Genomic DNA, 26,316 nt, shown 5'->3' on the forward strand with positions numbered 1-26,316 from the left:
AGCGTTATCCTAAGCGGGAATCTTCCTACTCACAAGACAGAGAGCGTTATCCTAAGCGGGAATCTTCCTACTCACAAGACAGAGAGCGTTATCCTAAACGGGAATCTTCCTACTCACAAGACAGAGAGCGTTACCCTAAGCGGGAATCTTCCTACTCACAAGATAGAGAGCGTTATCCTAAGCGGGAATCTTTTTATTCACAAGACAGAGAGCGTTATCCTAAGCGGGAATCTTCAGATTCACAAGACAGAGAGCGTTATCCCAAGCGGGAATCTTCAGATTCACAAGATAGAGAGCGTTATCCCAAGCGAGAATCATCCTACTCACAAGACAGAGATCGTTATCCCAAGCGAGAATCTTCCTACTCACAAGATAGAGAGCGTTATCCTAAGCGGGAATCATCAGATTCACAAGACAGAGAGCGTTATCCTAAGCGGGAATCATCCTACTCACAAGACAGAGAGCGTTATCCCAAGCGGGAATCATCCTACTCACAAGATAGAGAGCGTTATCCTAAGCGGGAGTCATCTTATTCACAAGATAGAGAGCGTTACTCGGAGACTGGATCGGATAGAGATCCAGAACTTTCAAAAAGGCTACAAGAGCATTTTAATAATAGACGAAGTGATTCTCCCAAAGGTGGGCGTGGAAAAACGTTTCGGAGAAATACATTTGCTGATTCATTACCAAGTAAGAGTGAGATTTTTACGCACGCAGAAACGGTTATGCGACTCAATCGTTACATGGCTATTTCCGGCTGCTGTGCCCGTAGAGATGCTGATGACTTAATTGTAAAGGGACAAGTTACTGTAAATGGAGATGTTGTAACTACGCTGGGTGCCCGTGTAAATACAGAAACAGATGTTATACAAGTGAACGGGAAAACGGTTAAGCCGCAACATTATGTTTATATTTTACTCAACAAGCCCAAGAATTATATTACTACTACCGAAGATGATAAAGAAAGAAAAACGGTTTTAGAGCTGTTAAATAATCTGCCAACTAAGAGGGTTTTTCCGGTGGGTAGATTGGATAGAAATACAACCGGAATCTTGTTGATTACAAATGACGGCTCTTTAACAGAAAAACTAACCCATCCTTCATTTGAAGTTTCTAAGGTTTATCATGTTCGTTTAGATAGACCTGTAAAACCAGAAGATATGGAGGCACTTCAAACCGGGATTATGTTAGAAGATGGCTTTTCTAAGGTAGATAAAATCAGTTATATTGAGATAAATGACCGAATTTCAACAGACCAAGTGGGAGTAGAAATCCACATGGGTAAGAATAGAATTATCCGCAGAATGTTTGAACATCTTGGGTATCAGGTAATGTCTTTAGACAGAACTAAATATGCTTCTTTAACCAAAAAAGGAGTACCGCGTGGGCATTGGCGTTTTTTAACATCCAAAGAAGTAGCCTACTTAAAAATGCTTCCCGATAAGTCAGAATCTTAAAAAGAGTAGCGTACTTGTAGTTTTAGCTCTGTACGTTTATTTCCTTGAATTAAATCTAATCCAGACCCGATTGTGTTTTCGTGATATAGTCGGGTTTGGGCTATTCGTACCCAAAAATCTACATTACGTTTAATGTTTCCGGCCAACATGAAGTACCAACGCTGGCCTAATCCGTAGTATGCCGGAATAGAGAAAGCTGTTAATACATCTTGTTCGTAAGCATAAATCCGTGCATTATAATCCGGAACACGAAAATGAGCCCAACGCACAGTAGCTTCTAACCAAGGTATAAACTTCCATACAACATCTTGGTAAAAAAGCAATCCTTGTTGGGTATAAAGATTCTCTTTACTATACCAAACCGTTTCCAGCCGTGAATGAAGTTGAAGATTTTTGGCAACTAAATAATTAAAATCTAAGCGGAGTGTTTTTTTGACTACTGGAACTTGGTAAACAAGCATTTGGTTCGTTTCTGAACTGGATACATCTTGCTGCTTGAAGTCTCGCCTAAAACGAATATAAACCGAAGAATTACGGTTGATTTTATAGCTTATCTGGTGTAGGGTTTCTACTCCGTAGCTTGGAGCAGATGTTTTATAAAGATACCAAGGAAAGTAAATTACGTCTAAAAAAGAGGAATATGACCATTTGGAGTTAATTTTTAATTTAAGTCCGGTGTAAATTGCCCGTTCATTTTGGAGGTCTAACGGTCGTTCTCCGAAAATGAAGCCATGCATTGAGTGGTAATCTTTGGGTAGATTTCTAATCTGGATAGCGAGTTCTGCGCGGGATGATACTGCGGCAGTAACGCCGGCAATACCGGCAACAGCACCGGAGGCCGAACGGGCTATTTCCCCAAAGAAATTCATGTTCCTAAAACCCCAATCCCAATCAAAACCAACCAAATTATTGGTTTTTCCATTAAAGTTGTATCTCTGATAAGAATCCTCTCCGCGATACCAAGGTGTGCTATATCTTTGGTATAGGCCGGTTATTCCGATGTTTAAATTTCTTTCTGAAAAGGCTACCCGTCCACCTAATAAATCTTCTGAAACACTGGCTTTCTGATTGATTTCACTTTCAGTGCGATGGTAGCCAAAGGTTTGAAAACTTGTAAATACCTCGTTATCAAATACTAAAGTGTCATATAGGGTTTTTACGGCAGCATCTAAATATTGGCGGGAGGCATAGACACTGAGCGAAAATTGTTTTAGTGCATAGGTTGCAGCTGCTCCACGTAAAAAATTAACTTCGTTGATAGAGGTGTAGGGTTGAATCCCTAAATCTACTCTCTTTACAGCGTTAATAGTTTCTGAGCCTTTTCCAAAGCCCAACCCCCTTGAAAGAATCAGCCCTTGTCCAACACTTACGACATAATCTCCGACTACGAGTCTTTTGAGGTTACCAAAATCCCGTAGATAAAAATGAGCACTTAGATAATCATAGCCATAAGATCTCTTGGAGGGGTTCCAGCGAAAAGGCTCTCCGGCATCATTTTCTCCAATCAGGGCTATACTTACATTTTGGCGGTATTGGTAGCGGATTCTGCTAAATGATTTCCACGGTGAACCTAAATATCTGGTTTTAGGCTGCCCTCTTGAAGTGGTATCCGGTGGTAAAAATCCCTCTTGCGGCTCTAATATCCTTGAAAATCTTTGTATGGTAGAGAACTTCCCACCTTCTAAAATTAGCTTAAAATCAGGGCCTTTGGGATGTTGGTGTTTTCCGCGTATATCTAAACTTTTTCCTTCTTCTACTTTAATAAAGGGTTTTATTTTGGCGAAAACGTCTGCTGTCATTCCGGGAACGGCTTGTAACTCATAAATACTGGTTAAGAACCCAAATTTATAAATGTAATTTTGAATAGCAGTAACCAGCATAGGGGAGAGGCCGGGTAGGTTAGCAAGTTGTTCGGCAGTTGCTTGATTTAGATCTAAGGGATTTCTTATCAGGTCGTTAAGATAATCCGTTAAAGTTGTCCAGTCTGTTTCTGAATCTTCTTGGGAACTTGTAACGGCATCTTCTATCAGTTGCTCTACATCGCGCTCTGCATTTATGGTATCTGCAATGAGTACTTGGCTGTAGCTCTTGGCAGTATAACCCAACAAACAGAGCATCATCCAAACTAACCCAAAGCTACGGTTTAGTAGTTTGCTGCTTTTCATTACTTGGGCGATTTACTAGATAAGAAAATGAAAATTGTGGAGTAAAGCCAAGGAGTAAATGACGCTCCATGCTAAAGTCCAGTTGATAGCTTTTCCATTTTAAACCAATTCCTGCGGTATAAACGAAGGGTTCTGTACGAGCACCTAATCGAATAGCCAGAATGGGGTGGGGTTTATATTCTAAGCCTACGCGCATATCTAATGGCCAAATAGAACTTTGGTAGGCTTCTGCTGCTACGGAAAATGTTTTTCCGACTTTCCATAATGCGCCTACGGATAGCACAGTAGGTAATGGTTCCTCACGATTAATTTTTAGCCGTGCTTGGTTTAAGTTAGTTACTCTTGCTCCAATATCTATTGATTTTGAAATACTTGTTTGGACTCCGGCATCTATAATCAAGGATGTTTGGGCGCCGTATTCCGGAATATGGGTGTTATAGCCGCCAATTTTAATGCCGCCACGGAATTTATTATCAAATAATGAGATGGCGTAAGCAGCACTTATTTGGGTTTGGCGAAATAAATTATTTCCTCTTGAATAAGCTGTAATGCCTGCATAATGGTTTTGTATGGGCAAAACAGCCGTTAATGCAGCGGTGTTAAAAGCATCCAAGAAGTAGGGCTGCCCGGCTGATAGCGAGGCCGAAAATGATGTTATGCCACAAATGCCGGCTGGGTTGGTTAGCAGTAGGTTAGGATCTCCATTGCCGGCACTGCCAAAGCCACTAAAAGCGGAAGTCTTAGCCCCAACCGTTTGCTCTATTTGGGAGAATACTCTTCCTGAGCAAAAAGTCATAATTATAGTTACTATGGAAATAAAGCGAAGCATCAGGTATAGTTTGTTAAGGGTCAATTTTTTTGATTAATTCCGGTAGCTTTTCGATGCAAGCTATTTCCCGCCAACTTTTTTTAAATTCTTTGGCGGGCACTCCTAAATAAGTTTTTCCGCCTTCTAATGATGCCAACACGCCTGATTTTGCCATCACAACGGCTCCATTTCCGATATAAATATTGCTGGGTATGCCAACCTGCCCCCATAAGGTTACGTCATCTCCAATATTGCTAACGCCGGCAATACCTACTTGGGCAGCTATAATACAGCGTTTTCCAACCACAGTATCATGGCCAATTTGAACTAAGTTGTCTATTTTAGTATATTCACCAATAATTGTGTCGGCACTTACGCCTCTGTCTATGGTTGTGTTTGCGCCAATTTCTACCCAATCTTCGAGAATAACACGTCCTTTTGTCAGCATTTTATCGCGACCATAGGGGCGTTTTTTATAGTAAAAAGCTTCCCCGCCAATAACTGCACCAGACTGAATACAGCAGTTTGAACCAATTTGGCAGTTATCATAAATAGTTACATTTCCATAAATAAGTGTTTCTGAGCCAATTACAACATTGTTTCCGATGATAGTATTGTGCCCGATTTCGACATTACTTCCGACAGAAACGTTATTTCCGAATACTACATTTTTTCCGATGTGGGTATTTTCTCCCAAAATAGGTTCATTGTAAATATCTAAAGAAGAGCGGGGCTGAAAATATTCGGTCAGTAGGTTGTAATCCCGAAAAGGGTCGTTGCTTAAAATCAGTGCTTTGCCTTCGGGGATTTCTACTTCTTGGTTTAGTAAGATAGTTGTGGCACGGGAGTTAAGGGACTTCTTAAAGTATTTTTCAACATCCACAAACGTCAGGTCTCCGGGTTCTACCCGATGAATTTCGTTGAATCCGCTTACAATATGATTGGGGTTTCCCAGAACCTTGCCCCCAATAATTCTGGCTATTTCGGTAACAGTAACAGGCTGTGTTAATTTCATGAGTCTGTTTTTCGATTGCCAAGTTACAAGTTTTTACAACATCAAGGTTATCCTCAACCGTTAATATTGCTTCAATAGTATGCCACTATTATTTTGTGGTTTATGGTATTCTCTAAAATATTACTTTCGTACTGTGAAAAAATTGAGTTTAATATTACTTTTGGGGTTAGTTTCTTACTTAGCTTATGGCCAGTTTGAGGTTCCCCAAATAGTAATTGATGCAGAGGGGCATAGCGGAACCATTAAAGCCTTGCGTTTTACACCGGATGGTTCTAAGTTAGTTTCTTTTTCGGACGATAAAACGATTAAGATTTGGGACGTAGAGACAGGAGAGCTTATTCAGACGCTGCGTGGACCGGCTATGGTAGGCCCTATGGGAATGGTAAACTCCGGTGCAATACACCCAAATGGAAATGTAATTGTATCAGGTGGATATTTTGGACCAGAAGTAAGTGAAAAATCCCAACTAATGGGGCGCATATTTTTATGGGATATTAACACCGGAAAAATCATCAAACAACTTAATGGACCTGAAAGTCCGGTTATTGCCTTGGATATTTCCCCAAATGGAAAATGGCTCACCTGTGGAACTACCGATAATGAAATTGGTCTCTGGAATTTAACAGAATCTTCTCCCGGTATGAACCTAAGCGGTCATACCGAGCCTGTTTATGTAACCCAGTTTTCTCCAGATTCAAAATACTTAGTTACCGGAGGCTATGACAAAAAATTAATTCGCTGGGATTTATCTTCTTTTGTGCCCAATAAGCAGCCCGTTTATACGCTTATGACCGGCGGCCATACCGAAGAAATTAGAACCGGAACTTTTACCCCTGATGGTCAATTTTTTATATCAGGAGGCTATGATAATCAGCTAATTGTTTGGAACCAAGCCGGAAAAATAGAGCGTTATTTAGACCAAATTAAAGACCCAAATTATCCTGATTATTCATCATTGGGAGATATTCATAGCTTAGCAATTACCCAAGATGGGAAATATGTAATTGTGGGCACTATTTTAACTACCGGAAAAAACGTGCAAATACTTGATTTTCAAACTGGTAAAATTGTCAAAACCTTTGATAAACATGATAACACCGTTACGGCAGTAACTACTTTTGGGGGTGAATGGGTTGCCTCAGCCGGCGGAGAAAACCGTGATATTTATATCTGGAACATAAAAACCGGTGCTATAAAGCAGCATTTCGCCAGTAAAGGAACCCGAATTTACTCTGTAGCAGCAGGAAAACAGGGGGTAATCGGAATCAGTACCATAAAACGAAATACATATCAGTTTAATTCTATTGGCCAAATAAATTATCAATTCTCCTATAATAGTTTAAAACTAACCCAATCATCAGGCCAAAGTGAGAGCTATCAAGGAGCAACCAAAGAATATGGGGGTATTACCGCTGTTAGGGAAAGTGACTATATTTTACGGCTATCTAACGGAAATACGATAAAGTTAGACCCGAATGCTGAGGGAGTTATCATGGCATATACCTTTACGCCGCAAGGAAATATTGCTGTTGCAGGCACTTTTCGCACCCAATTATTTGATATTAAGGGCAGAAAATTGTTAGAATTTTTAGGCCATACTGCAATGGTAACTTCATTGTGTGTTTCTCAGGATAAAAAGTTTTTAATTTCGGGAAGTAGCGACCAAACGGTACGCCTTTGGGATCTCTCCGAAAAACCCACTATCGCCATTACATTTGAGGAGTTTAAGCAAATGCTAATTAAGCAATTAGGAAGCGAAGAAAAATTAAATGAAGTTATCAAAGAAAAAAATATTAACTTATCTAATTTATACTTAGATGCTTACGAGCCGTTTATTACACCATTTTGCAATTTATTTCTCACTCAAAACGGGGAGTGGATTCTTTGGAAAAATGATAATTATTACGCAAGTTCTCCCAAAGGGAGTTCTTATGTAGGTTTTCATATAAACCAGAAAAGCGACCAAGAGGCTAAGTTTATGCCATTTGAGCAATATGATTTGCAGTATAACCGCCCTGATAAAGTGCTGCAAGCCTTAACAAACCCAGATCCCAAGCTGATAAATGCTTTTTATCGTGCTTGGCAAAAGCGCATCGAAAAATACCATGCCTTAGCTGATTCTGTGGTAAACCCAAGTGATGTTCCCAGCATAGAATTACAAACCAATTCTCAGGTTACAGATTCATCCAATATCCGTATCAAGTTTAATGCAAGTGATTTTAAATATCGCTTAGACCGCATGAATATTTACCTCAATGGAGTTCCGATTTATGGAATACAAGGCCAAGATTTATCTTTTGGAAACAAAGAAAAAAGCCCAACTACGCTTATTTATTCCATGAAAACACCAATTTTGCCGGGAAAAAATAAAATACAGGTTTCAGTTAAAAATAGAATAGGCATAGAATCTGAAAGGCGGACAATCACTGTTATTTCCAAAGAGAAACCGACCAAACCGAATCTTTATGTAATCACCATAGGAACTTCCATTTATAAGGATAAGCGATTTAATCTTTCTTTAGCTGCAAAAGATGCCCAAGATATTGCTAAACAATGGAATAATAGACAAGATTTATTTGAAAAAGTCTTTGTTCATTCCTATACCAATGAGCAGGTAACGAAAGAAAATCTATTAAAAATCAAGGAAACGCTATCAGAAGCTACTACCAAAGATGTTGTGATTCTTTTTGTAGCCGGGCACGGTATTTTAGATTCTAAATTAGATTATTACTTTGGCACACATGACATAGACTTTAATGACCCTGCCAAACGCGGATTTAGCTATCAAGAACTTGATAATCTGTTAGATGGAATCAAGCCAATCCGAAAATTATTATTGATAGACAGCTGCCATTCAGGAGAACTTGATAAAGAGGAAGTTACCAGAACACAAAATATACCGGCAGAAGTTGGTAATATCAAGTTTCGTTCGGCAGGGACAGTAGTAACGTCTAAGCCGGCTTTTGGGGAAGAAAATACGGGTATTTTATTAGGGCAATTATTTTCAGATATACGCAGAGGAACCGGCGCAACTGTTGTTGCCGCTGCCGGCGGTACGGAGTTCGCATTAGAATCCAATGAATGGAACAACGGCCTCTTTACCTATGCTTTCCTAAACGGATTAACGAAGAAAGCAGCCGACCTAAATAATGATAACATCATAATGCTCAGTGAGTTAAAAGAATATATCCAAAAAACTGTATTTGAACTCTCGCAAGGCAAGCAAAATCCTATATCACGGCAAGAAAACCCAATTGTAGATGTTCGGCTTTGGTAGCTATTTGCTTCCAAAAAAGATTTACCGATACTGCGTAAAGCTAACTTTTCCTGTATATTTGCGAATTATGAAGCGAGCTAAGCTATTTGGTTATCTTTTCTTGTTTATTTGGAAACTGATTCAGTCTGCGTTAATTGCTGATTGTCAGGGAGTAACAACATTTCCGCCAGTTGGAGTCCATGAGAAAAATCCTACCCAAATTGCCTTTTTGAATGCTACCATTGTCGTTTCTCCCAACCAACGCCTTACCAATGCTACACTATGGGTTGAAAATGGTATTATTAAAGCTGTAGGAAGTAAAATTCCTATTCCATCCTCTGTTTACACCGTAGATTTAAAAGGCCGTTGGATATTTCCGGCTTTTATAGAACCCTATTATCCCGTTGGTAATTCAGATGCTAAACCAGCAGATATTAAGCCCCCTAAATATTGGAATCCGGCAGTAAGCCCTGAAAATAAAGTTATTAACTATCTTTCTAAGGCGTTTCCGGCAATTTATGATTTACGAAAAAATGGTTTTGGGGCTGCCCATTGTGTACCTGATGATGGAATATTTCGAGGAAACGGCTGTTTTGTATTGCTGCAAGACGGCCTAACGAATAGCCAAGTATTAAAACCAGAATGTAGCCAAAATCTATCTTTCAATAAAGGAAAATCTCCCGAAGACTATCCCGGCTCCTTAATGGGAGCTATCGCGCTGATGAGGCAAACATTTTTAGATGCCTCTTGGTATCGAGATACTTGGAAAGTTTATCAAAACAACCCGAAACTTCCTAAGCCGGAGTTTAACCTTAGTTTGCAGCAATTACAGGAGTTTATGGCTGGAACAAACCCGTATGTTTTTCAAGCCCAAAACACCTTAGAAATGCTGCGTATGGCTAAGATATCCCAAGAATTTGACCTAAAAAAACTCATCTGCGTTGGTACTCCCTTTGACTATGAATGGGCAAAACCCATTTCAGCGACCAAAATGGCCTGCATCTTACCGATGAACACCCCTAAGCCAATCTATGCAGATAATCCCTTAGATTATCTAAATGTAAGCCTTGGCCAGCTGCGCAGGTGGGAGCAATCTCCCAAAAATCCCGTTTATCTATTAGCACAAGATATTTCTATATCATTTACAACCAATCAATTAGATAAAGAAACCACATTTTGGAAACAGTTATATAAGTTTTTGGAATACGGCCTTACAGAGGAGCAAGCATTAGCCGCTCTTACAACACAGCCAGCCCGTTGGTTCGGGGTAGAAAAACAATTAGGCACCATAGAAGCCGGAAAAATAGCTAACTTCATAATCACCTCCGGTAATATCTTTTACCAAAATGCTACTATCTTGGAAACTTGGGTGCAGGGAAACCAAACAATAATTCAATCTGTGCCTTCCATAGACCCAAGAGGTACTTATGTAGCGATACTTGGCAATAGTAACGTAAGTTTAACGATTAGCGGAACGTTATCAGAGCCAAAAGCAGAAATAGAGCAAGCAGGAAATAAATACAAAACTAAAATCACATGGCAAAACCCAACCTTAAAAATCGAATCTGATGACTTTCCTGACCGCTTGAACCTTGCGTTAAGCCCTGAAGTAAACGGATTAGTTGGCGTTCGTTATATCCAAACCAAGCCTTCACCAATATCTTTTACCAAACAAAAAAGTTTTCAAGATACTTTACTAAAGCCGGTAACGGTAATTCCTAACGCAGTTTCTTCACCCATCACATTTCCCAACAAAGCTTATGGACGCACGGTGTATCCGCTTTCGGAATCCCTTTTGTTCAAAAATGCAACAGTTTGGTCAAATACCGAAAAAGGTATTTTAACCGAAACAGATGTTTTTATTGCACAGGGAAAAATTCAAAAAGTGGGGAAAAACTTATCCATTCCGGGAGCCAAAGTCGTTGAGGCTTCGGGAAAACATTTAACTAACGGTATTATAGATGAACATTCACATATTGCAATTACCGGCGGGGTTAATGAAGGCACTCAATCCGTTACAGCAGAAGTACGTATCGGAGATGTGATAGACCCAACCGATATAAATATTTACCGGCAGCTTTCGGGAGGCGTAACTACCTCGCAATTATTACACGGGTCAGCAAACTGTATCGGCGGGCAGGCCGCTTTGGTAAAACTACGATGGGGCAAAACACCGGAAGAATACAAAATAGAGCAAGCACCATTATTCATCAAATTTGCCTTAGGCGAAAATGTAAAACAAAGTAACTGGGGAGATAAATATAGTGTTCGCTATCCGCAAACCCGGCTTGGAGTAGAGCAAATATTTCGAGATGCATTCCAAACAGCCAAAGAATACGAAAAAAACTTACTCTCTAATAATACCTTAAACAGCTATCCTGTACGTAGAGATTTAGAACTCGATGCCATCGTCGAAATTTTACAAAAAAAGAGATTTATAACCTGCCATTCTTATGTGCAATCTGAAATCCTAACCCTGATGCGAGTAGCTGAATCATTTGGTTTTCAGGTAAATACATTTACCCACATCTTAGAAGGCTATAAAATAGCAAATGAAATGAAAAAACATGGCGTAAATGCCTCTACTTTTTCAGATTGGTGGGCATATAAATATGAAGTTATTGATGCTATTCCACAAAATGCCGCTTTACTTTTGCGTAAAGGAATCGCAACGGCTATCAACTCTGATGACCCTGAAATGGGCAGAAGACTTAACCAAGAAGCCGCTAAGAGTATAAAATATGCAGGATTATCAAAAGAAGAAAGCTGGAAAATGGTAACGTATTATCCTGCTAAAATGTTGCATTTGGATAATAAATTGGGCACGATAGAACCCGGAAAAGATGCCGATTTGGTCATTTGGAGCCAAGAACCGCTCAGTATTTATGCCATAGCAGAACAAACCTATGTGGACGGTGCCTTGTTATATGATGCACAAGAGAGCCGTAAGCAAAGTGATGCTATTGAGCAAGAACGCATTCAATTGATAGAGAAGATGCGAAAATCTGCCCAAACAAATGGTAGCACATTGCCTACCGAAGAGATAAAAGAAGAATATTCCTGCGGCGGGCATGGCCATTAAAACAGAAAACGAAGATGAGTTAATACATTTAATTGCGTTAAAGGCAGTTAGTGGACTTGGGCCTATTCTTTGCCGAAACTTAGTGGCCTATTGCGGCAGTGCCAAAAATGTATTCTCAAAAAATAAATCCCAGCTTGAAAAAATTCCCGGAATAGGAAATAATACTGCCCACGCAATTAGAAATGCTACCCAAAATATAGCTCAAGCTGAAATAGAACTCTCTTATTATCAAAAAAATAATATCAGTGTTATCCCTTATTTTGATACTCGTTTTCCTACAAATCTTAAAGAAATACCGGATAGCCCCGTTGTTTTGTACATTCAGGGAGAGACAAAATTCAATGACCAAATCTTTGTGTCTATTGTGGGAACAAGAACCCCAACTGAATATGGGAGAAAGCAAGCCGCTCGTTTCACAGAATGTTTGTCGGCTGCTAACATAAATATAGTCAGTGGATTAGCTTTTGGCATTGATGCAGAAGCTCATAAAACTGCGTTAGCAAATAATGCTTTAACCACCGCTGTTATAGCACACGGCTTAGATAGAATTTATCCGCAACAGCATAAACAATTAGCCCAAAAAATTATAGATAGTGGCGGCAGCATTATTTCGGAATATCCTGTTTATACCAAACCGGAACCTGTATTTTTTCCCGCCAGAAACCGTATCATAGCTGGCCTGTCAATAGCCGTAATTGTCGTTGAAGCTGCCCACAAGGGAGGTGCTTTAATTACTGCCCGATTGGCTTTTGACTATGACAGAGATGTTTATGCCGTACCCGGCAATCTTGGAAACAAAACATCCGAAGGTTGTAACGCCTTGATACAAAAAAATATAGCTAAAATTATCATTAATCCGGAAGACTTACTCACGGAGATAATGCCGGTTATTAATTCGCCTAAGCCTAAAATTGCCACTTCGTTGCTACTTACCCAAGAGCAGCAAATAGTCTTGAATGTATTAGCAGACCAAACCTTAGCCTTAGATAAATTGCACGATCTCACTCAAATTTCTATTGGAAATTTGATCTCAATTATGTTAGAATTAGAATTTAGTGGACTTGTGAAGCAATTACCAGGTCGTCTTTTTGTGAAAATATAGTAGTTATTCAGGGATAACTTCGGGTATTATTTTCAATTTCTTACAGGTTTTAGATACACATTTTTGGGTGATTTTTCGCAATGGTAGTGTCAATAATGCAGATCCGGAACCTACTAAAATACCGGTAATAACATCCCCCGGATAGTGAACTCCTAAATAGTTTCTTGTATAAGATATTAACAAACAACCACTTATTGATATAGCACACCAATACCAAGGTTTTTTTTCAAGAATAATCATCGTAGCCAAAGAACTGGCAATAGCAGCGTGCCCTGAAGGAAATGAAAATCCAGTTTTATGGAAAGGTACAGAAAAAATGGCAGGATCGGGCCGTTCTCTGCGAAAAGTATTTTTGAGTAAAAAAATTGAACTAAAAGCTATTCCCGTAGCTAAGGTACGTGTTGCTCCTTGCGTGATTTTGTTTAAGTCTTTGTGAATAACCCCATCAACAACCGGCCAGATATTTAAGACGGCTGTTAAGGGGTAAATACTCTGTGAAGCCCCCCAAACGAATTTATCCTGCATCGTATTTGTACCGGCTTTATTTAATTGTTTAAGCAAATTTATTTCCCATTCTGCTGGTTTATGTTGCGCAAACAAATAGCTTGAAATCAATAATTTAGATAATAAAAAATAGATAAAAAAGAAAGTTCTTAGGTTCATTTTGGGAATAGAAAGTGTTTGCATAATAATTCCCAAAAATATGTTTTTAAAGGCTAATATTCTATTTAAGAGAACGTTATTTTTTAGGGTGTACCAAAACTGGCAGTTTGAGATTGGCTTATAAAAAGACAAAGCAACCAATTTGGTTGCTTTGTCTTTTTATAAGCCTTAAATTCCTATTAATGGTCTCCTGAGCCTTCCGGAGTGTAGTTATATTGAGAGTTTTCAGCTTGCCCAGTGTTAAAATAACGAGGGGCGTTGTTAAATGCATCTGTATCAAATCCTTTTCCAGTACAATCTATATCGGTTTTAAATTCTAATAAGAAGCTCCGCTTAAATCGGGTAGAAGGTGTAAATTTCATTCCTTGGACGACTCCGGGTAATACTGTCCGAACTTCATCTGTATTAGCACGGAAAATTCTATAATTAACGACTGCACCAGATGCATCAAGCGTAAGTTCTGTTAGCGTTTGTGCAAGGCCGCAGATTCCAGCTTTCCGTAGTGAGGATTTAACATAAATCATCATTGCTTGCTCACCTCCACTATATTGTGGGTTATCAAAACGTGGCCCAGAAGTATTTAAAGTTGTTTTGATATGAGATTCATCCGGTTTTTTATCACCAGTTGAAACATATTTTGGATTGGGTAAGGCTAAGCTATCTGTATTTGTATTCCCTTTTTTATTATTGGCTTGGGTATTCTTGGTAGTATTAGATGTAGTAGTGGTGGTAGTAGGTGTTGTTGTTGTGGGTGGGGGAGTTTTCTTTTCATTTTTCTTAGCTGCTTCTTCACGAGCACGTTGCTCTTCACGGGCGCGTTGTTCGGCAGCGATACGCATCTTTTCGGCTTCTATACGAGCGCGGTCTTCTGCTTCTTTAATGGCTTGGTTATTTGCGGTATTATCATTTTGAGCAGTAGGAACTGTTCCGCTTGGTAGCGGAATAGGTGTATAGGTGTTGTCATCAGGATTTCCTTTGCAAGCAATTAACGGCTTTAACTCAAAATAAACTGCTTTTGTGGTTTTTATTGAGGCAGGATTCCACTTGATTCCCCGAACAATATCCACTACAGAACTTTTGTAGCAATCATTTTTCCCTGTTAAAGATTTAGCCGTTAAAACTGTGCCACTCGGGTCTATTTTTACTTCTAAGTAGATAGCATCATTTCCGCAGCACTTAGATTTCGTTTCTAACTGTTCATAAATATATTGTTGAACAGTGTGTTTTCCATCATCAAAAATAAATGTGGTTGGGTCAGCCTGTACTTTGGTTACGTCAAACTGTTGAGCAAAAACAGAAGACGAAGCCACCCCTGATGCAAAAAATCCGAAGAATATTAATGAGTGTAATTTCATATACGCTTGAAGATAAGCTATTTCCTAAAAAAATAAATGCTTTTGTAAATTTTGCCAATATTAAACCTTTTTCTAATACGTTGTACTTTTTCTGATATTTTTAAAAAAATAATCCTATCTGCCACAACAAAGTACGTAGGCAGTAGCGTTTTTCACCGATAGGTTAAATCTATTTTTAACTTACCTTAATTTGTTTTTAGATAAAAATTAAGGACACCAGTTACACTATTTTAAGTCACTTTTCTATATTAAAAACCATAACTGAATATAAGTTTTTTAATAATCAAAAAATTATTAATTTTTAAAAAATTAATAATCAATTAGATATGAAAAATATAAATAATACATCTAAACTGCATCAAATGAATAGAATAATACTAAAAAAATCTTAATTTTGCAGTTCATAGTGTACAACTATTAGAAGAATATACAATTTAGAATTTCAATCTCTTATCTATGAAAAAATACATATTAACATTAATTGCATACTCTGTAACTGTTTACGGTGTGGTTGCGCAGCGTATGAACAGCGCACCATTCGTTCAATTTGGTGCAGGAGTAAGCACTTATTTTGGGGACTTACAAAAAGATAACCTAAGTATGAAGCCCGGCTTTGAATTTGGTATTGGAAAGATGTATCAAAATGGCTTGGGAGTAAAGGCTAATATCTTATTTAGTTCAGCAGATGGTCAAAAAGATAATAAATCTTCGGCAGGAGTACTTCGTTCCAAAGAAAGTTTTTATACATCTTTTAATGAGTTTTCTATTCAGGCAAGTAAGACTATATTCCCATTTAACCGCTCCACTCATATATCTGATCGTTTTTATGAGAACCTTTCTGTTTATGGGTTCGCCGGAGTAGGTTTAACCCTTTATAGTTCTCGGCACTTAATAGATATAACAGATGCTTCAAAGGTGATTGAAACAAGGACTAATGCTGTAACGCCGGTTATTCCAATAGGTTTAGGCGTTTCATACCGAGTTTATCGCGACTTTTATGTTGGTGTAGAAGGCGGAGGGCGCATTCTTTTTACGGATAAATTTGACTCTCGTGAGGGAAAAACCAAAAAGAATGATTTTTACACTTTTTTTAGTTTAAGTATTGCTAAAACAATACATCCGCAAAAAACCAAATATCATAATTCCGGTAGAGGAGAAAGTTATCTGTTTGGCCAGTTATCAGGCGGCCCGATACACTATTTCGGAGATCTAAGAGGCGGAAACTCTAAGTCAGGGTTTAGAACAGGAGTTAGTTTTGCAATCGGATATTTATTTGGAAAAGGATTCTCTATTAAAGCGAATGCCCTTATCGGCAATATGGGTGCAGAGAAAACAAATTTCAAAAAGGCTATTAATGAGGTTACTACCGAAACTTTTGATAGTAAAATCAATGAATTTAGCTTAATTGGTTCATGGAGCTTTCTGCGCTTACCACACGCCAGAGTTCCGGGAGCTATCAACAACACCAGTATAGCAATGTATGTATTCGCAGGTATCGGCGTTCTACAATACGAAACATCGGGATTAGAAATATTTAAAGCTACTAATATTGTTCGTACTACATACGTAAATCAACCTAAGCAAAAAACTACTCCTATTGTTCCTGTTGGGCTTGGAGTTCGTTATGGGTTTATTAAGAACCTATACTTGCACGCTGAATTTGGTTATCGTTTTACCCAATCTGATGATTTAGACGCCAGAGTTGGAAAGACCAAAAAGAATGATTACTATTCTTTCACAAATTTAGGTATCACCTATTTATTTGGTGGATTTCAAAGACGTGGTGGTATGATGAGCTGCCCACGCTTCTAAAAATTAATAAGAAACAGTTAGAAAGCGAGAGGAATTATTCTTCTCGCTTTTTTATTTTAAGAATTTTTATGGGAGTATGATTTTTGGTTACATTTGCAATTGGGAGGATTAGTTGAGGCTGTCGCTGGTGTTTTTTATACGAGAGGAAAGTCCGGGCAACATAGAGCGGCTTGCATCCTAACGGGATGGGTCGCCGGAGGTAAGGCCGGCGATACAGAAAGTGCAACAGAAAATATACCGCCTAATGAAAATTAGGTAAGGGTGAAATCGCGGGGTAAGAGCCCACGGCATCAAAAGTGCTGGTAAACCTCAAGCGTTGAAAGACCAAATATACCGGCAATAGAGGGCTGCTCGCCCGAGCCGGAGGGTAGGTCGTTAGAGCTGCTGCGTGAGCAGCAACATAGATAAATGACAGCCACTACAATAGTAGCACAGAACCCGGCTTACCAACTGATACTCCCAGTTTTTTTACAATCTTACTAAATTATAAAGAATACATAATAGTTAGTTTCTTACATAAAGTCTTCATTTCCATGAACCTAAATTGGTTTCCAAGTATATGTTTAATACTATTTTGGGCTTTTTCTGTATTTAATCCATTATTTTGGGATACTATTCAGTTTGCCTCATATCATCCAACTTATTATTTTGAGAATAACTTTAATCAATGGTTTCTGCCTCCTCATTTAGATAGTGGTCATCCGCCTTATTTTGGATTATACATAGCATTATGTTGGAAATTATTGGGACGTGAACTATGGGTAACCCATTTGGCTATGCTTCCTGCGGTTTTAGCTATTGCTTATTTTTTACAAAAACTATCCCAAAATATTTCAGGTGGGTGTTTGTTTAGCTGGATGTTTGTTTGCTTTGCAGGTATAATAGGGCAGATTATGCTGGTAAGCCCAGATGTATTGCTGGTACTGTTTTGGTTATTAGGTGTTTATGGAATTATTAACCGGCAAAAGACGATTATCATTTTTTCTGTAATATTATTGGGAATGATAAGTATGCGTGGTATGGTTGCTGCCGTTGGGCTATTTTTATGGCAAGGCTGGATATATCGCAGCGAAAAAAATAACGTATTAAAAACCATTTATTTATACATTCCCGGAGGCTTGCTTGCAATGGCTTACTTCGTAGTTCATTATTTCAGAACAAAGTGGATTGGTTATCACACAAATTCAACATGGGCAGATAGTTTCTTATATGTAGATTTTCACGGATTTCTAAAAAACATCATTGTTTTAGGCTGGAGATTAAATGATTTTGGTGTTTTTATTATTTGGTTATCAATAATTTATATTTTATTTAAACAAAAGATACCAATTAAAAGTTGGCTTTTTGAGTTAGGAAACTGGGGTGTTTTACTTATTATTAACCTAATTTTATTTGCAGCAATAATGCTTCCTTATACCGGTTTAATGGGACATCGCTATTTATTACCGGTTTATATTTCGCTATTTTGGGTATGGGCACATATAGCACAAAAATATCCCTACAGGAAATTTGTGATAATAGGAATTTTGGGGATAGTTTTGGGAAATATATGTTTTTATCCTCAACCGATAGCAACCGGTTGGGATAGCACGCCACTTCATATTTTCTATTTCCCGATTCGCCAGCAATGTATTAACTATCTAAAAAACAATAATATACCGCTTGAAACAGTTGGTTCGGCTTTCCCTAATTTAGATCCATTATTCATTACTGATCTATCTGCTCATGATTCAAGTGCTTTTGCTGAAAAGAATTTGAATAGCCAAAATCGGATTTTTTACAGTAATATCTTTAACAATTTTACTGATTCAGAACTTCAAGAACTTCATTCTGAATGGGTTATAGAAAAGGATTGGAGTAGCTGGCCTATCACAGGAATATTATACAAAAAGCCTAAGCCATCGGATTTATAGTTTCTGAAGTTTAGACAGAAACGTTAAACTCCCTTAACGCATTGTTCAAAGAGGTTTTTAGATCTGTAGAGGCTTTTCTTTTTCCGATGATGAGGGCCGCCGGAACCTGAAAGGTGCCAGCAGGAAAACTTTTAGGGATAGATCCGGGAATGACAACACTTCTGGGTGGAATAAATCCGGTGTATTCAACAGGTTGGTTTTCAGATACATCTATAATCTTAGTAGATGCAGTTAGTACGACATTAGCACCTAAAACGGCCTCCTGAGCTACATGAACTCCTTCTACTACAATACAACGTGAGCCAATAAAACAGCCATCTTCGATTATTACAGGCTTTGCTTGTAGTGGTTCTAACACTCCCCCGATACCAACTCCGCCACTCAAATGCACTCTTTTTCCAATCTGTGCACAAGTACCTACCGTTGCCCAAGTATCAACCATAGTTTCTTCATCAACATAAGCACCAATATTTACATAGGAAGGCATCAAAATAACTCCTTTGGCCAAATAAGATCCGAAACGTGCTACTGCAGGCGGCACTACACGTACCTCAGAACCCGTGTAATCCGTCTTTAGCGGAATTTTATCCCGATATTCAAAAGGTAAAACCTCAATTGACTTAGCTGGCTGCTGGCGAAAATACAATAAAATAGCTTTTTTAACCCATTCATTCGTAATCCATTGCCCGTCATTATCGGGAGTCGCTGCCCTAATTACTCCCTTATCCAACATAGAAATCACTTTATGAGGTGCATTTTCATGTAGCTTAGAAGTTGTAAGTAATTCCGGATAATCATAGGCTTCCTCTATTAAGCCAACTAAATTTGGTCTTGCCATACTTGGCTTTTATACTTGTGATTCGGCGGGAGACGCTGCTTCTATTGTAACTTTAATTTCTTGTGTAGCTGAGTCTAAATCCACTAAGATGGTATCATCAGAATGAACTTCATTGGTTAATAATGCTTCTGATATTGGGTCTTCAATATACTTTTGAATAGCACGAGCCATTGGGCGGGCACCATACTGCTGGTCATAGCCTTTTTCGGATAAAAACTGCTTTACTGTATCAGAAAGCCGAATGTTATATCCTAACTTTTTGACTCTTCCGAATACTTTTTCAAGCATTAAGTCAATAATTTTGAAAATATCTTCTTGGGTTAAAGAGTTGAAAATAATAACATCATCTATTCTATTCAAGAACTCCGGCCTAAAGACCTTGCGCAAAGCACCTTCAAGTGTTGATTTAATACGGTCATCAACTTGGTCTGTTTTGGCACTTGTAGAGAAGCCAACGCCTGATCCAAAGTCTTTGATTTCTCGGGCACCCACGTTTGAGGTCATGATGATGATGGTATTTCTGAAGTCAATTTTTCGGCCAAGCCCGTCTGTTAAAGTACCGTCATCTAATACTTGCAGCAGAATGTTGAAGATATCTGGATGTGCTTTTTCTATCTCATCAAGTAGGATAACGCAATAAGGTTTTCTCCGTACTTTTTCGGTAAGTTGTCCGCCTTCTTCATAACCTACGTATCCGGGGGGTGCACCAATTAAGCGTGATACAGAAAATTTCTCCATATATTCGCTCATGTCAATACGAATCAGGGCATCATCTCCGTCAAAGAGATAGCGGGCAAGTTCTTTTGCTAATTCTGTTTTTCCAATTCCGGTAGAACCTAAAAATATGAATGACCCGATGGGTTTGTTTGGGTCTTTTAGGCCGATTCGGGAGCGTCTGATGGCTTTGGCCAGCTTTTCGATAGCTTGGTCTTGGCCGATAACGCGATTTCTCAGCTCATCTTTTATGGTTAAAAGTCGTTTCGCATCTCCTTCTGCAATTTTAGTTACCGGTATTCCGGTCATCATTCCTACGACGGTTGCAATATCATGCTCGCTTACTACAAACCGTTGAGAGCGGGTTTCTTCCTCCCAATTTAGCTTTGCTTGTTCTAATTCTTCTATCAAGCGTTTTTCTTGGTCGCGTAGCTGGGCGGCTTCTTCATATTTTTGGCTTTTTACAACCTTATTTTTTCGTTCTTTAATTTCTTCTATTTTGGCTTCTAAGTCTAAGATGTATTTGGGAACGTGGATATTGGATAGATGAACTCTGCTACCGGCTTCGTCCATAACGTCAATGGCTTTATCTGGGTAGTTTTTGTCGGTAATATAGCGTCCGCTTAGGAATACACATTCTTTAATTGCTTCTGGTGTGTAGGTTACGTTATGGTGGTCTTCGTATTTTGACTTTATATTTTCGAGGATTTGGATGGTTTCTTCTGGTGAGGTTGGCTCAACCATGATTTTTTGGAATCTACGTTCGAGTGCGCCATCTTTTTCGATATATTGGCGGTATTCGTCGAGGGTAGTTGCGCCGATACATTGGATTTCGCCTCTGGCTAAGGCTGGTTTAAACATATTGGAGGCATCTAATGAGCCGGATGCGCCTCCTGCGCCTACTAAGGTGTGTAGTTCGTCTATGAAGAGAATTACGTCAGGAGATTTTTCTAACTCGGCCATAACAGCTTTCATACGCTCTTCAAATTGCCCTCTGTATTTGGTTCCGGCTACGAGTGAGGCTATATCTAAGGTAACGACCCGTTTGTTAAACAGCACTCTACTTACTTTTCGTTGTACAATGCGGAGAGCTAATCCTTCTGCAATTGCTGTTTTACCGACACCCGGTTCTCCAATAAGTACCGGATTGTTCTTTTTTCTTCGGGAAAGGACTTGGGCTACGCGCTCAATTTCTTTTTCGCGCCCAACAATTGGGTCTAATTTGCCATCTTCGGCAGCTTTGGTTAAGTCACGGCCAAAGTTATCTAATACCGGCGTTTTAGATTTTATATTTTTCTTGGTTTTATCCTGTGGTTGATTTTCTCCGGAGTCTAAATGATCTGAGGGCATAGCCATCTGAATATCCTTAGACCGTTCGTCTTCTAACTCTGCCAGTACAGCATCATAACTAACGTTGTATTTAGCTAATAATTGCGCAGCTAAGTTGTCGTCATCTCGTAAGATAGAAAGTAATAGATGCTCAGTACCAATTAAGTCGCTATTAAAATACTTTGCCTCAAGATAGGTAACTCTTAGGACTTTCTCGGTTTGTTTGGTTAGGGGAATATTAGAGAAGTTTGCTGTTGTGGAAACGGAACGGACACTATCTTCAACCTGTTTTCGGAGTTTATTTAAATCAACGCCTAAGTTAATTAGCACCTTAATAGCCATTCCTTCTCCTTCTCGGATTAGCCCTAAGAGTAAATGTTCTATACCAATATAGTCATGACCTAAGCGTAATGCCTCTTCGCGGGCATAATGAAGAACATCCTTGACACGATTAGAAAAGTTAGCTTCCATAGTAAAACAAAGATTTTGTCCGTAAGTTTACGAAACAGATGATAAAAAGTTACAGTTTATTGAAACAGTAGTAAGATAAATGCAAGAACCATTAAGTTAAGTAGTGATAGCGGTAGTAGTACTTTCCAGCCAATATCCATTAGTTGGTTGTATTTAAAGCGGGGTAAAGTCCAGCGTACCCAGATAAAGACATATACTAAGAAGAAGGTTTTTAGGCAAAACCAGCCTAAGCCCCAACCCAATTGCGGCCAAAATCCCCAACTTTGAACGCCTAAAGATTTCTCTCCGATACCTAAGTAACCACCTAAAAATAAAGTAGTCATCAGAGCAGAAGAGATTACTATGTTTAGATATTCTCCCAAAAAGAACGATCCAAACTTCATGGAGCTATATTCTGTATGATAGCCACCTACCAACTCTTGTTCTGCTTCTACTAAGTCAAAGGGAACACGGTTTGTTTCTGCTAAGGCGCAAACGAAAAAGATTAAGAATGTAAGTGGATTCACAAAAACGAACCATACGGAGCTTTGTGCTTCTACTATGGATGTCATACGTAAATATTCTCCGTTATTTGTTGGCAAAAAGTGGTTGGATAGTAATACAATGCTCACCACACAAATCCCCATAGGTATTTCATAAGAAAGCATTTGTGCAGAAGACCGCAAACCGCCTAACAAGGAGTATTTACTATTTGAACTCCAACCGGCTAATGTGATTGAATATACTGCAACTGAGGCAATTCCCAAAGAGTATAACACTCCGATATTTACGTCAGCGATATGCAGCCCGCGTGCTAATGGAAGTAGTGCTAAGCCAGCAACTGCTAAAAGAACGCCAAGCATAGGTGCTAAAGCATGGATATACCGATTAGAACTAGTCGGAACAATATCTTCTTTGAATAAAAGTTTAATAGCATCCGCCAAAGGCTGTAATAAACCAAAAGGCCCCACCCGATTAGGCCCTAACCGCTGCTGCATAAAAGCGCAGATTCTACGCTCAGCCAGAACAACGTAGGCAGCTGCCGTTAAGCCTACAAATAACGTTAATCCAATAATTATTAACGAATTAATTAATGCGTCTATACTCATGCTTCAGTTAAAATCCCTTTGCACGGCAAAGTTAATTTTTCTCCAAACATAATCTACACAGATATTCGTATTAGATAAAAAGTTTTTTACAGATATAGGCAAAAAGAACAAGAAAAAAATAAAAAATCAGGAAGATTTTAGTATATAACAGAATGATAACCAATATTATTATGTTGTGCTGATTTGATTATTTTGTGATAAAGAGTAGCTTGCTGAAAAATAGATACTTTAAAATAGTGAACTTAGCTTAGGCATAATTATTGAATACCGCTACATTTGTAAATTACTGAATTATTGTGATGAATCTAAAGAATATAATTTTCTTTATCTTATTGGCTGTAACGACTTTTATAGCTGCTTTTGGGCAACTTCCTCCGCCCACTTTACGCCCTACGGATTCAACAGCCGTTATTTATTTGGTTTTTCAATACACTAATTTAAAGCCATTTGCCAATGAAGGGGTTGCTATAGTAGGGCGCGCAAGCAAAAGAGAATTTAAAACTAAGACAAATAGGATAGGGATAACTGAAGTTATGGTTCCTATCGGAGATAAATATCAAATATTATTTGGCGATAGCAGCCGAGTAGAAATATTAGAGGTTGCGGCTATTCCTAATAAAATTATCAAGAGAACTATTATTGTAGATAAGACAGCCACGATTGAGTTTCATTTTAATAATATGAATGATAGACCTGTTTCGGGTGAGGCAGTTTGGCTCATCAGCAAGCAAACAGGTAAACGATATGATGGAATTACAAATGCACAGGGAATAGCTTTGTTTCAAGTGCCTATTGGGCAAGATTATGTCGGTAATGTGATGTATAACAGTAATTTTTACGTTTTTAAGATGGTAGATAAAGGTCAGGCTACAAACTACTTTACCTATTATTATCATGGGCAGGGAAAAGAGTTGATAGAAGCTCGTATGAAATCAGAAGCCCGTGCGAAAGAATATCTGGCTATTCGCGACAAAAAACGAAAAGAAATTGACTCCCTCCGAAGGGTAGCATTAGAACGATACAAACGCGAACGTTCCCATGTTGACTCTTTGTATGATTATTATTCCGTTGATGATTACTTAAAAGCCTTAGAAACCGAGCAAGAAGATGATGCAGTAGAAAAAGTTTTTAACAGAAATAAACAATGGAAGATCAAGACAATTGTATGTGATGTTACCGGCAGTATGGGGCCATTTATGGATCAATTAGTTAGCTGGTTTAATGCTCATTATAACGCAGATATTCCGATGAATATAGTCCTTTTTAACGATGGTGATGCTAAGCCACAAGAACAGAAAATAGTTGGCCAAACAGGTGGGATATATTTTTGTGCAAACTGCACTCCCCAAAGCCTAAAACAAACGATATTAAAAGCTATGGATGCCGGATATGGTGGAGATAGCCCCGAAAATGACGTAGAAGCATTACTCGCAGCGCAAGAAAAATTTCCAGATTCAGCCGAGCTATTCTTAGTCGCTGATGCCTATACGGATTTTAGAGATATAAGCCTGATTCCTAAACTGTTAAAACCAGTTCGAGTAATATTATGCGGTGCTTATTATAGCGTAGAACCCGTTTATTTAGAACTTGCCGCAAAAACAAAGGGGTCTGTTCATACAATTGATAAAGATTATTTAGATTTAATTAAATTGGGAGCAAATAACCAAATCAGTATTGCCAAGCAACTTTTTCAATTAGTAAGCGGTACTTACAAAGAAGTTAAAAAGAAGTAATAATTTAGGCAGAAACGGGTGCTGCCATAGTAGGTAGCACATTGTTTTGGGGGGTAGCTACGTATTTGGATTTTTGTTTAACTAACGAAAGATAACGCCAGCACTGTAAAATAGCGGATGCCGAAAGCCCTATCGCAAAGCCAATCCAAACGCCTTTGACACCCCATCCGGAACGGTAGCCCAAGAAATATGCCCAAGGTAATCCAATCCCAACATAAACGACTAAGGTGATTATAGTTGGGATTTTTATATCCCCAAGCCCGCGTAACAACCCTTGCGCAACCACCTGAGTTCCATCGGAGAGTTGAAAAATACTACAAATCAGCAAAAGTTCTGAGGCTATCATAATGACCTCATGTTCAGCCGGATTTACATACAGTAGCGGTAACCAATTGTTTAGCAGAATGAAACACGAAGCGAAAAAAAAGGTAAACACTGCCGTAACTGCAAAACAAACCCTACCGGCACGAACCAATGCTGGGTAATTATTACTTCCTTTAGCTTCTCCAACCATAATGGAGCCCGCTATCGAAATTCCAAGTGAAAACATATAAGTCATGCTGGCTAAGCCCATTGCAATTTGGTGGGCAGCTAACTTTTCAGCTCCCATCCAGCCAATAATGTAGGCAGCAAAAACAAAAGCAGAGGTTTCAAAAAAATACTGCAATCCTGCACCTAAGCCCATCCTGCCAATTTTTATAAAAACTAAACGGTTCAATGAAAATGGAAATAAAGGGAGCGAAATACCTCCGTGTGGGCGCACCAACTGCCAAAGTATCAATATAGCCATTAGCCAACGAGCTATTAATGTAGCCCAACCCGCACCATTTAAGCCCATAGCCGGAAACCCAAACTTCCCAAAAATTAAAGTCCAGTTTAATAATATATTGACAACCAACCCAATAAGTGTTATCCAAAAACCTTGTATAGTTCTACCTAAGCCGTCACTAACGCCCTTAGCAGCCATGAAGATAGCCAAAGGCAATGCAGAACTTCCGATGATGCGGAAATAAGGAATTGCCAAAGTATTTACTTCGGGGGGCTGTTCTAACCAACTTATCCCTCCGGCAAAAACACCAAAAATAATTCCAAATCCGCCACCGGCTATAAGTGCCCAAACTAAACCCATGTGAAAGTAATCCTTCACTATTGAGGTTGTATCAGCACCCTTTGCCGTAGCCGTCAAGGGAGCCAAAACAGACACAATCCCAATACCCAATGTGAATAACAAAAAAAAGGTTGAATTAACGATTGAAGCTGCTGCTAAAGCAACGGAACCCGTTTGTCCTACCATCATATTGTCCGTTATCCCCATCAAAACAATACTCACTTGCCCTAAAACAATAGGATAACTTATTTTTAATAAACGTTTTAACGTTGGAACATATCCCTCTAACCGCATCTCATCCCCTCTTTGTAAAAAAACGAGCGCAAAGATAGACAAAAACGCTTCGTAGGTTGTATCTTAAAAGTGTTCCGCTTATATTTTGTCTAAATGATAATTTTTTGAGAAAA

16 protein-coding genes and 1 other RNA gene are annotated in these 26,316 nt (G+C 38.8%); 8 read left to right on the forward strand and 9 right to left on the reverse strand.

What is annotated here, in order from left to right; translation table 11 throughout:
- On the forward strand, positions 1–1,457 hold a 1,457-nt coding region (locus LC115_01905; GenBank protein MCZ2355435.1), incomplete at its 5' end, for a pseudouridine synthase.
- On the opposite strand, the gene LC115_01910 is transcribed toward LC115_01905, so the two are convergent.
- From LC115_01910 to lpxD, 3 genes are read right to left on the reverse strand one after another with little or no spacing between them, the layout of a single operon-like run.
- Complete coding sequence (locus tag LC115_01910) at positions 1,454–3,622, reverse strand: helix-hairpin-helix domain-containing protein (GenBank protein MCZ2355436.1); 2,169 nt, start codon at positions 3,620–3,622, stop codon at positions 1,454–1,456. The two genes, LC115_01905 and LC115_01910, sit on opposite strands and share 4 nt — an antisense overlap.
- The gene (locus tag LC115_01915; GenBank protein ID MCZ2355437.1) at positions 3,594–4,451 is read right to left on the reverse strand and encodes a hypothetical protein; all 858 of its coding nucleotides are present in this window, start codon (positions 4,449–4,451) and stop codon (positions 3,594–3,596) included. Before LC115_01915 ends, LC115_01910 begins: the two co-directional genes overlap by 29 nt.
- Positions 4,452–4,464: 13 nt before the next feature.
- Positions 4,465–5,445 carry a UDP-3-O-(3-hydroxymyristoyl)glucosamine N-acyltransferase gene (lpxD, locus tag LC115_01920; GenBank protein ID MCZ2355438.1) on the reverse strand — a complete coding sequence of 327 codons (981 nt, stop codon included), beginning with the start codon at positions 5,443–5,445 and terminating at the stop codon, positions 4,465–4,467.
- Between the two features lie 133 nt (positions 5,446–5,578).
- On the opposite strand from lpxD, the gene LC115_01925 reads away from it, so the two are divergent.
- From LC115_01925 to dprA, 3 genes are all read left to right on the forward strand, one after another.
- Positions 5,579–8,722 (forward strand): caspase family protein, encoded by a 3,144-nt coding sequence (locus tag LC115_01925; protein ID MCZ2355439.1) that lies wholly within the window; start codon positions 5,579–5,581, stop codon positions 8,720–8,722.
- Between the two features lie 67 nt (positions 8,723–8,789).
- A complete protein-coding gene (locus tag LC115_01930; GenBank protein MCZ2355440.1) occupies positions 8,790–11,783 on the forward strand; it encodes an amidohydrolase family protein in 2,994 nt (997 codons plus the stop codon).
- Positions 11,773–12,885 (forward strand): DNA-processing protein DprA, encoded by a 1,113-nt coding sequence (gene dprA, locus LC115_01935; protein MCZ2355441.1) that lies wholly within the window; start codon positions 11,773–11,775, stop codon positions 12,883–12,885. Before LC115_01930 ends, dprA begins: the two co-directional genes overlap by 11 nt.
- Before the next feature lie 3 nt (positions 12,886–12,888).
- Here the strand turns inward: dprA and LC115_01940 are convergent, their stop codons facing one another.
- Both LC115_01940 and LC115_01945 read right to left on the reverse strand, forming a co-directional pair.
- A complete protein-coding gene (locus LC115_01940) occupies positions 12,889–13,572 on the reverse strand; it encodes a phosphatase PAP2 family protein (GenBank protein MCZ2355442.1) in 684 nt (227 codons plus the stop codon).
- 155 nt (positions 13,573–13,727) lie between these two features.
- On the reverse strand, positions 13,728–14,903 hold the full coding sequence (locus LC115_01945; GenBank protein ID MCZ2355443.1) for a hypothetical protein: 1,176 nt from the start codon (positions 14,901–14,903) through the stop codon (positions 13,728–13,730).
- A 456-nt stretch (positions 14,904–15,359) separates the two neighbouring features.
- Between LC115_01945 and LC115_01950 the strand changes: the two genes are divergently transcribed.
- The 3 genes from LC115_01950 (at position 15,360) to LC115_01960 (ending at position 18,628) form a co-directional block, all read left to right on the forward strand.
- Complete coding sequence (locus LC115_01950) at positions 15,360–16,715, forward strand: DUF6089 family protein (GenBank protein MCZ2355444.1); 1,356 nt, start codon at positions 15,360–15,362, stop codon at positions 16,713–16,715.
- Positions 16,716–16,819: 104 nt separating this feature from the next.
- An RNA gene (rnpB, locus tag LC115_01955) (RNase P RNA component class A) lies at positions 16,820–17,177 on the forward strand.
- Between the two features lie 71 nt (positions 17,178–17,248).
- Positions 17,249–18,628, forward strand: a complete 1,380-nt coding sequence (locus LC115_01960; protein ID MCZ2355445.1) for a hypothetical protein — start codon at positions 17,249–17,251, stop codon at positions 18,626–18,628.
- A gap of 10 nt (positions 18,629–18,638) precedes the next feature.
- Here LC115_01960 and LC115_01965 read toward each other — a convergent pair whose 3' ends face one another.
- From LC115_01965 to nuoH, 3 genes are read right to left on the reverse strand one after another with little or no spacing between them, the layout of a single operon-like run.
- Complete coding sequence (locus LC115_01965) at positions 18,639–19,466, reverse strand: 2,3,4,5-tetrahydropyridine-2,6-dicarboxylate N-succinyltransferase (GenBank protein MCZ2355446.1); 828 nt, start codon at positions 19,464–19,466, stop codon at positions 18,639–18,641.
- Positions 19,467–19,475: 9 nt separating this feature from the next.
- Complete coding sequence (locus tag LC115_01970; GenBank protein MCZ2355447.1) at positions 19,476–21,980, reverse strand: ATP-dependent Clp protease ATP-binding subunit; 2,505 nt, start codon at positions 21,978–21,980, stop codon at positions 19,476–19,478.
- Positions 21,981–22,036: 56 nt separating this feature from the next.
- Positions 22,037–23,068 carry an NADH-quinone oxidoreductase subunit NuoH gene (gene nuoH / locus LC115_01975; protein MCZ2355448.1) on the reverse strand — a complete coding sequence of 344 codons (1,032 nt, stop codon included), beginning with the start codon at positions 23,066–23,068 and terminating at the stop codon, positions 22,037–22,039.
- Positions 23,069–23,367: 299 nt separating this feature from the next.
- Here nuoH and LC115_01980 point away from each other — a divergent pair, with 299 nt between their 5' ends.
- Positions 23,368–24,801 (forward strand): hypothetical protein, encoded by a 1,434-nt coding sequence (locus tag LC115_01980; GenBank protein ID MCZ2355449.1) that lies wholly within the window; start codon positions 23,368–23,370, stop codon positions 24,799–24,801.
- A 4-nt stretch (positions 24,802–24,805) separates the two neighbouring features.
- Here LC115_01980 and LC115_01985 read toward each other — a convergent pair whose 3' ends face one another.
- On the reverse strand, positions 24,806–26,203 hold the full coding sequence (locus LC115_01985; GenBank protein ID MCZ2355450.1) for an MATE family efflux transporter: 1,398 nt from the start codon (positions 26,201–26,203) through the stop codon (positions 24,806–24,808).
- Between the last annotated feature and the right edge of the window lie 113 nt (positions 26,204–26,316).

It is taken from the genome of Bacteroidia bacterium (genome assembly GCA_026932145.1).
Taxonomy (GTDB): domain Bacteria; phylum Bacteroidota; class Bacteroidia; order J057; family JAIXKT01; genus JAIXKT01.

Bases quoted from the DNA above. Each gene is read 5' to 3' on its own strand.
- LC115_01970 (MCZ2355447.1), bottom strand. From the start codon at position 21,980: ATGGAAGCTAACTTTTCTAATCGTGTCAAGGATGTTCTTCATTATGCC.
- LC115_01945 (MCZ2355443.1), bottom strand. From the start codon at position 14,903: ATGAAATTACACTCATTAATATTCTTCGGATTTTTTGCATCAGGGGTG.
- nuoH (MCZ2355448.1), bottom strand. From the start codon at position 23,068: ATGAGTATAGACGCATTAATTAATTCGTTAATAATTATTGGATTAACG.
- LC115_01940 (MCZ2355442.1), bottom strand. From the start codon at position 13,572: ATGCAAACACTTTCTATTCCCAAAATGAACCTAAGAACTTTCTTTTTT.
- LC115_01980 (MCZ2355449.1), top strand. From the start codon at position 23,368: ATGAATCTAAAGAATATAATTTTCTTTATCTTATTGGCTGTAACGACT.
- LC115_01950 (MCZ2355444.1), top strand. From the start codon at position 15,360: ATGAAAAAATACATATTAACATTAATTGCATACTCTGTAACTGTTTAC.
- dprA (MCZ2355441.1), top strand. From the start codon at position 11,773: ATGGCCATTAAAACAGAAAACGAAGATGAGTTAATACATTTAATTGCG.
- LC115_01910 (MCZ2355436.1), bottom strand. From the start codon at position 3,622: ATGAAAAGCAGCAAACTACTAAACCGTAGCTTTGGGTTAGTTTGGATG.
- LC115_01915 (MCZ2355437.1), bottom strand. From the start codon at position 4,451: ATGCTTCGCTTTATTTCCATAGTAACTATAATTATGACTTTTTGCTCA.
- LC115_01930 (MCZ2355440.1), top strand. From the start codon at position 8,790: ATGAAGCGAGCTAAGCTATTTGGTTATCTTTTCTTGTTTATTTGGAAA.
- lpxD (MCZ2355438.1), bottom strand. From the start codon at position 5,445: ATGAAATTAACACAGCCTGTTACTGTTACCGAAATAGCCAGAATTATT.
- LC115_01985 (MCZ2355450.1), bottom strand. From the start codon at position 26,203: ATGCGGTTAGAGGGATATGTTCCAACGTTAAAACGTTTATTAAAAATA.
- LC115_01960 (MCZ2355445.1), top strand. From the start codon at position 17,249: ATGAACCTAAATTGGTTTCCAAGTATATGTTTAATACTATTTTGGGCT.
- LC115_01965 (MCZ2355446.1), bottom strand. From the start codon at position 19,466: ATGGCAAGACCAAATTTAGTTGGCTTAATAGAGGAAGCCTATGATTAT.